Consider the following 6,796-nt stretch of genomic DNA (forward strand, 5'->3'; position numbering starts at 1 on the left):
ATGACTGATAGCAATATTGATTTTTACAATATTCAATATTACAACCAGGGAAGCTGGGCCTATTATGCATATGATTCATTCGATAAGCTGTTTCCTAATATGTATGAAGAAAAGCCAAATTCTACGTCGATTGAAAGTATCACTACTCAGGGGGTTCCTGCGAGCAAAATTCTCCTCGGAAAACCGGTCACACCTGATGATGTCGGGGTGCCTGGCCATTCAACAGGATTTCTAAGCTTGAGTGAATTGAGAAAAATTATTCGACAAGCGCAGCATCAACATATCCTTTTTGGAGGTGTGATGGGCTGGAAAGTAGATAGTGACAAGAATGGTGAGTGGGGAAAAGAAATCAGTCTCACCCTAAACGCCTCCCCCTTGAATCAATCTGATGAGAGCTTAGAGGAAGAAACCGTATCAACTTAGCAAATGAAATGTATTGAATTAAGGACAGGCATGATTATATGGCTGTCCTTTTATATATAAAATAGTGTAATACAAAAAAACATCTTGTAACCTCATGTTATATTGATTGGTTGAGTGTGTTTTGCTCTGCTCATAACCACTCATAAATTAATATCCCCAGACTGATTCGGTTTACGTAATGGTCATAGTCAATCAAGCTTTCACCGTAGCCGTTGTAATATTGCAGGTACAGTTTCACGATATCGTAAACGGGGAATGCCAAACTTAACTCGATGCCGCCTTTATTATCGTCAAACTTTAGGTTGTTACGTAATAAAAGGCTATACAGTGTTCCCTCGTCTTTGTATGTCAGGCGATAATTTCCGTAGCCCATGTAATCTTCGATGTTAGGGTTGTCATCGTCCTCATCACTTTCAGGAATGCGATACCAGGGCTGAATGGATAGATAAAAGTCGTCTCTGGTAAATTGAAAGTTAGCATATAGTCGATTCCAGCTTCGGGAGAGTAATTCAGAGCGTCCGTTCGACTGGTGAATTAGACCAATATCCGTCATGACGAGTTTAAAACCTAAGATATCCACATCCGAGTAGTAGGAGGCAAAGATTTCAGGGCTGTAATTGGTTTCCCTGAAAGGCGCTGATTCATCAGAGTTATACAGTTGCCACCATGCTGTTTGGGTATAGCCAAACCAGATATCCCAGTTATCTCGGTAGATATCATCCAACAGTTTGAGTCTGCCGCTGATCTGAAACTTCACTTCAAATCTGTCGAGTTCTGCGCCGGGAGCAAATTCCTCAAAGGCTTCTTCATTAGGCCTTTCGTTATACGACAGCGGGAGGATGTAGTTGGGATAGTGTGGGGTCAGTTGAAATACTTTCCTGTCATTGAAATAGCTGACAATCTCACTACTATCCATCGTCGTGAGGTTGAACGCTTTCGCTTCACTTTTAGATGTTACTGATTGATCAGCGTTGTCTGATAGTTCGAGGCCACCCTTTGATAGCTGGTCATAACATTCTAACCGTTGGTGATCGACCTTAATGTCCGCACAGCTAGAATGGGCTTGGAAGCTTAAGAGATACAAAAAGATCCAACAGGGAATGTACTTGTTTGTCATCATTAGGCCTTAAGCCCCCTGTGTCTATGATTAAGGCGTATTACCTTCTTAGCCTAGTGGAAAGAGTGTAGGAAATAATATGAATGCAGAGGTGTTTTCCTTATTTATTAATAATAAGAAAAACATGTTTAAAGCCGATAATAGTCTATTGCTACCATGTTGCTGATAGCAGAGAACGACAATGGCTCGTTGTACTTTGCATTTGGCAGCCAGTTATAGCGATCGAGAGGGAGAGCTGTGATCCCCATTTTGCTTTCTCGCAGTGACCAGGTACTAAGACTTGATAGTTGCGACTCGCGATCACATTAAATTAACATTTAAACAGCTGTTTATTGACAATTGGCCGGTGCTTATCTAGTTATATCATTCTACGTTGCTCAATATCTGTCTGATTTTTAGGTATTTAGCGACTGAATCAATGATAATCAACGAATAACAAGGTAATCATCTATGATGAGTCTAGCTGCTGCCCTGCAAAGAAATGCCAGTTGTAAGCCTGATAAAGTTGCGATTATTTGTGGTGATACCCATATCACCTATGCCGAGTTTGATGCCCTGGCCAGCAAGGTGGCCAATGGTCTGATAGCCAAAGGGATACTTCCCGGTGACAAGGTAGCGTTGAGCTGCCCGAACCTGCCCTTTTTTCCTATCATCTATTACGGCATCCAGAAAGCCGGAGCGGTCGTGGTACCGCTTAATGTATTGCTCAAAGAGCGAGAGATTAAATACCACCTGGAAGATTCTCAGGCGAAGTTCTTTTTCTGCTTTGAAGGAACAGATGTATTGCCTATGGGCAAAGCCGGGATTGCGGCATTCAACCAGGTGGAGCATTGCCTGGATATGGTCGTGATGACTGCCGATCAGAACCAGCACTCATTTGATGGTCAGCCATCGTTTTCTGCGTTTATCGAAGAGCATGCTCCTCAATGTGACTATCTGCCACGTCGTGCCGATGATACGGCTGTGATCTTATATACCTCCGGAACAACCGGCCTGCCGAAGGGAGCCGAATTGACGCAGGGGAATATGGTCTGCAATGCCCTGGTAACGGAAAATCTGATGGCGGCACAGGCTGATGATGTCCAACTGGTAACGCTGCCTCTTTTCCACTCATTTGGCCAGACCGTTAACATGAATGCCTCCGTCTTCGCTGGAGCAACAATGGTATTGGTGCCGAGGTTCGAGCCAGCGTTGGTCCTTGAATTGATTGCTGAGCATAAGGTGACAGTGTTTGCCGGAGTGCCGACTATGTATATCGCACTCAATCACTGTCCGAACGAGCGGGATGTTTCATCGCTGCGGCTGGCAATTAGTGGCGGCTCGTCGATGCCCAAAGAAGTGATTCATGTGTTTGAAGAGAGGTTCAACGTCCCGATTCTCGAAGGCTACGGACTGTCGGAGACCAGCCCTGTTGCCTGTTTCAATCACCTGGATCAGGAAAGGATCCCGGGCTCGGTCGGTCAACCGATTCAGGGCGTTGAAATTCGCCTGGCCGATGTGAAGGGTGAGCCTGTTGCCAGCGGTCAGGAAGGGGAGGTGATTATTCGTGGTCATAACATCATGAAGGGATATCTTAACCGTCCGGAAGAAAATGAGAATGCGCTCCGCGATGGCTGGTTCTTTACCGGTGATATCGGGCGATTTGATGAAAAGGGAAATCTGTACATTGTTGATCGGGTCAAAGACTTAATCATTCGCGGCGGATTTAATGTGTATCCGCGAGAAATTGAAGAAGTGTTCATGACGCATCCTGCTGTTGCCATGGTGGCGGTAATCGGTATTCCGGATCAGGAATATGGTGAAGAGATTAAAGCCTATGTGGTGCTGAAAGAAGGAGCCGATGCGGATGAACAGGTGCTATACGAATGGGGTAAGGCCCAGTTTGCTACGTTCAAATACCCGAGGAGCGTGGAGATACGTCAGCAGCTGCCTATGAGCGCCACGGGTAAGATCCTGAAAAAAGATCTCAAAGCCGAGGCCCGGATCAGTCAGTCAGCCAAATAGTGCTTAGCCGGCGAAATCAATTGATCTGACACGTAGTGAGCCAACCTAAGATAAGCAGGGGATTTCCCCTGCTTTTTTATGTGTTTAGCCGAATCCATTCCGGAGATGGTCTCGAACAGGTCATGAAGATCGCTGTGTCGGTATTTGAAGGCGCTGAATGGGGCATCAGCAGCTAAACTGTAATGATATCAATAAGTGATTTATCAACAGATCCCTTTGACTCGGAGGCTGATTGTCGATGACAAGCTCTGAGGAGGAATGATGAGTAACGTACATGGCATCTCGATGGATGTGGAGCGGGTGGATGAAATGGTCTTTATGGAATTCAAGGCCATTGGCACCCTGACCCATTCGGATTATGAAAAAATCACGCCATTGATTGAGGATGCGCTGGTGGATGTTGAACAGCCGATCGTCAATGTTTACGTCGATGGTACCGATTTTGAAGGCTGGCAGCTCCAGGCCGCCTGGGATGATTTAAAGCTGGGCTTAAAGCACGGCAAGAAATTCAACAAAGTTGCGTTTTACGGCAACAGTCGGTGGCAGGAAGTGATGTCCAAGATGGGTAGCTGGTTTGTTTCCGGAGAGATCAGGTATTTTGAAGAGCCCCTGGATGCACTGAGCTGGCTACGGGAGTGACATTTAGAGCTTACTGCACAATAGCAGCTATAGTACTGAAATTACTATTGAATTAGAATAAACGACAATTAGATATTACCTTTGTTGAGTATGGTGGGGTGGGTGTTATCGCCGTATTCAGTTGTTTGCTTGATGTGTTTGTACTATTTACAGGTTTAAAATGGATATTAATAAAACAGCGGTTGCAGTACTGTTTGCATTACTCCCAATATCGGTTCATGCCAAGGATACTGAGCAGCTTGATTCGTCTTTTCGATATTTTGCCAGCATTAAGGGCGGAATGAGCCAGCTCAGCAACTCTGATCGTGTTGTGCTGAGTAATGGCAGCAAGCTGGAAGCAGGAACCACATCAGGCGAGGGCTTTGCTGGCATCGATATTGGCGCATATACACCCGATGGCAAGAGCCGGATGTATTACAGTTTCGAGCAGCATAAATCTGAAACCAACTTCCAAGATACCTCTGCCTACGAGACAAAAGCCAACATGCACTTACTCAGTGCCGATTATCTGTTCCGCCATGATAAGACTGTAACTCCTTTTGTTGGGCTGCATATTGGTTACTCGTCGGTGGAGCCGGATTCGCAGTTTCCGGACGGGTTTGAGGTAAGCGGAATCGTGTTCGGCCTGCAGGCGGGTATGAACTGGCAAGTCGCAGAGTCGGTCAGAGTTGATCTTGGCCTACGTCATTCGTTGGTTCCTACTGATATTGCAACCTGGAATGGAACAGACAGCGACGGAAATGCCGTGAAATTCGAATCACAGCAGAACGGTGTCACCTCCCTCTTTATTGGCGCTTCCTATTTGTTCTGAGTAACAGGATATGCCCCGTGCAGCTTATCTGATGAGAGGTAGGCTTACGCCGTTGTTTACTCCCGTTTTCAGCTGCGTATAATGCCCTGCTAGTTTAACGACAACCATTATCATTAAGGACTTCACGTTGAAGCTATTTGTCAGAGATCTTACCGTTATCGATGCTTCTTACCTGTGTGAACAGCGAGGTATGGTCGGGGAAAGTTGGATCCTCGATGTGGTGATGTCGGGTGAGCTGAATGAAATGAGCATGGTGCTCGATTTCAGCAGGGTCAAAAAGCAAATCAAGCAACTGGTGGATGAGTTTGTCGATCACCGTCTGATTGTACCGGCTCGGAACTCCCGTATTCATGTTGCCGAAAGCCAGCCTGGTTACGCAACGGTTGACTTGCTACGTGACGAGATAAGTATTCATTTGAATTGCCCGGATCAGGCCTACTGCTTTATTGATGATGATGCAGTAACGATTGAGTCTGTTACTCGCCACTTGTACCAGGTATTAGACGGCAAGTTACCGGATAATGTGCAAGGGCTGGAACTGACTTTGCGCCATGAGAAAATTGAAGGTGCTTTCTATCATTACAGCCATGGGCTTAAAAAACACGATGGAAACTGCCAGCGAATTGCCCATGGCCACCGTTCTCCGGTAGAGCTGTTTGTTGACGGCCAACGTGATGCCGAGCTAGAACAACAGTGGGCGCAGCGTTGGCAGGATATCTACCTGGGTAGCCGTGAAGACGAGGTCGCCTTGTCTGAGCTGAACCTAAGCAAGCATGCGGCTGGTATTTCTGAGTTGACTCATTATGGCTTCCGTTATCAGGCGCCTCAGGGGGAGTTTGAGTTGGCAATTGCCCGTTCGGAAACTGAGATGCTCGATACGGATACCACCGTAGAGCTGTTGGCGCATTATATTGCTGAGCAGGTTCGTCCAATGGTCGTGGGCAAGTCCCTTGACGTGGTCGCTTACGAAGGGGTTGGCAAAGGCGCCATGGCTTCAGTATAACTCTGCCTCGATAAAACCAGGCCTCGAATAAACAGCGATAACCTCATAAAGCCCTTTTATAATAGAGGGCTTTTTGCATTCTAATGCCCAGGTTTCTTCCTAGTGATTTCTTAGTGATTTTCTTGCCCAGTCATGAATTAGCTGTTTTTCATAGGCGAGTACCCTGTTTCTGCCCATTCCCCACACACTTGCCTGATAGTTCAGGTTAGTCAGCCTGACTGTATCCGATTTCATTGCCGTCCCACCCTGACGGATCTGGTAGCTGAAACTGATTGAGGGGGCTGAAATACTGGTTAATACTCGTATTTTTTGTCCGGATTCAGCCCCATAGCGAATATCACCCGCTAGATCCAGGTTGTTCACCTTGATGTTCAGTGTTTGGTCCGGAGCCAGATAGATTCTGGCCATATCACCGAAATACTCACTGAGATTCTCGAAAACTTGTTGTTGGAAGCGTGGCTGGCTGCCGCTGGACGATCTCACATCGCGGTAGTTTTCAGGGCTGGCCCAGGTAACCGATGCGGGCGGAAACTCAAATGTGTCATTGGCAATAGCTGTGGCACAGAATAAGAAAAGGCTAAGGGGGAGCCAGGTTGTTAGTTTCATGAGTGAGAGCCTCCGGCGGATACAATGTGTTCTCGTATCCAGTATGGTGAACACCTTCGGTCTGGCCCGCAGAGCCGAAGCCCGTAGTTACTGTCATCCTTAAGTTTATCAAACACACTGGCGGATGTGATTGGCCCCAAACTATCAGAGGTCTAGCGTCATTTTGCGCATAGATTGGCTCGACTTTGGGCGG

7 protein-coding genes are annotated in these 6,796 nt (G+C 46.6%); 5 read left to right on the forward strand and 2 right to left on the reverse strand.

The window, feature by feature from the left end; genetic code table 11:
- Positions 1–423: hypothetical protein (locus MHN01_RS12155; RefSeq protein ID WP_239411593.1), on the forward strand; the 423-nt coding region annotated here is incomplete at its 5' end.
- 130 nt (positions 424–553) lie between these two features.
- Here the strand turns inward: MHN01_RS12155 and MHN01_RS12160 are convergent.
- Entirely contained in the window at positions 554–1,543 is a 990-nt protein-coding gene (locus MHN01_RS12160; RefSeq protein ID WP_239411594.1) for a phospholipase A, read from the reverse strand.
- Positions 1,544–1,990: 447 nt separating this feature from the next.
- Here MHN01_RS12160 and MHN01_RS12165 point away from each other — a divergent pair, with 447 nt between their 5' ends.
- The 4 genes from MHN01_RS12165 (at position 1,991) to MHN01_RS12180 (ending at position 5,997) form a co-directional block, all read left to right on the forward strand.
- Entirely contained in the window at positions 1,991–3,544 is a 1,554-nt protein-coding gene (locus MHN01_RS12165) for a long-chain fatty acid--CoA ligase (RefSeq protein WP_239411595.1), read from the forward strand.
- A gap of 261 nt (positions 3,545–3,805) precedes the next feature.
- A complete protein-coding gene (locus MHN01_RS12170; protein ID WP_239411596.1) occupies positions 3,806–4,183 on the forward strand; it encodes an STAS/SEC14 domain-containing protein in 378 nt (125 codons plus the stop codon).
- Positions 4,184–4,343: 160 nt separating this feature from the next.
- Positions 4,344–4,994 (forward strand): outer membrane beta-barrel protein, encoded by a 651-nt coding sequence (locus tag MHN01_RS12175; RefSeq protein WP_239411597.1) that lies wholly within the window; start codon positions 4,344–4,346, stop codon positions 4,992–4,994.
- Between the two features lie 127 nt (positions 4,995–5,121).
- The gene (locus MHN01_RS12180) at positions 5,122–5,997 is read left to right on the forward strand and encodes a 6-carboxytetrahydropterin synthase (protein ID WP_239411598.1); all 876 of its coding nucleotides are present in this window, start codon (positions 5,122–5,124) and stop codon (positions 5,995–5,997) included.
- A gap of 99 nt (positions 5,998–6,096) precedes the next feature.
- Here MHN01_RS12180 and MHN01_RS12185 read toward each other — a convergent pair whose 3' ends face one another.
- Positions 6,097–6,603 carry a DUF3016 domain-containing protein gene (locus MHN01_RS12185; RefSeq protein ID WP_239411599.1) on the reverse strand — a complete coding sequence of 169 codons (507 nt, stop codon included), beginning with the start codon at positions 6,601–6,603 and terminating at the stop codon, positions 6,097–6,099.
- Positions 6,604–6,796: the final 193 nt, after the last annotated feature.

The organism is Photobacterium sp. OFAV2-7, from assembly GCF_022347985.1.
GTDB lineage: Bacteria > Pseudomonadota > Gammaproteobacteria > Enterobacterales > Vibrionaceae > Photobacterium.

Coding starts and splice junctions, on each gene's coding strand:
- MHN01_RS12160 (WP_239411594.1), bottom strand. CDS start 1,543: ATGATGACAAACAAGTACATTCCCTGTTGGATCTTTTTGTATCTCTTA.
- MHN01_RS12165 (WP_239411595.1), top strand. CDS start 1,991: ATGATGAGTCTAGCTGCTGCCCTGCAAAGAAATGCCAGTTGTAAGCCT.
- MHN01_RS12170 (WP_239411596.1), top strand. CDS start 3,806: ATGAGTAACGTACATGGCATCTCGATGGATGTGGAGCGGGTGGATGAA.
- MHN01_RS12175 (WP_239411597.1), top strand. CDS start 4,344: ATGGATATTAATAAAACAGCGGTTGCAGTACTGTTTGCATTACTCCCA.
- MHN01_RS12185 (WP_239411599.1), bottom strand. CDS start 6,603: ATGAAACTAACAACCTGGCTCCCCCTTAGCCTTTTCTTATTCTGTGCC.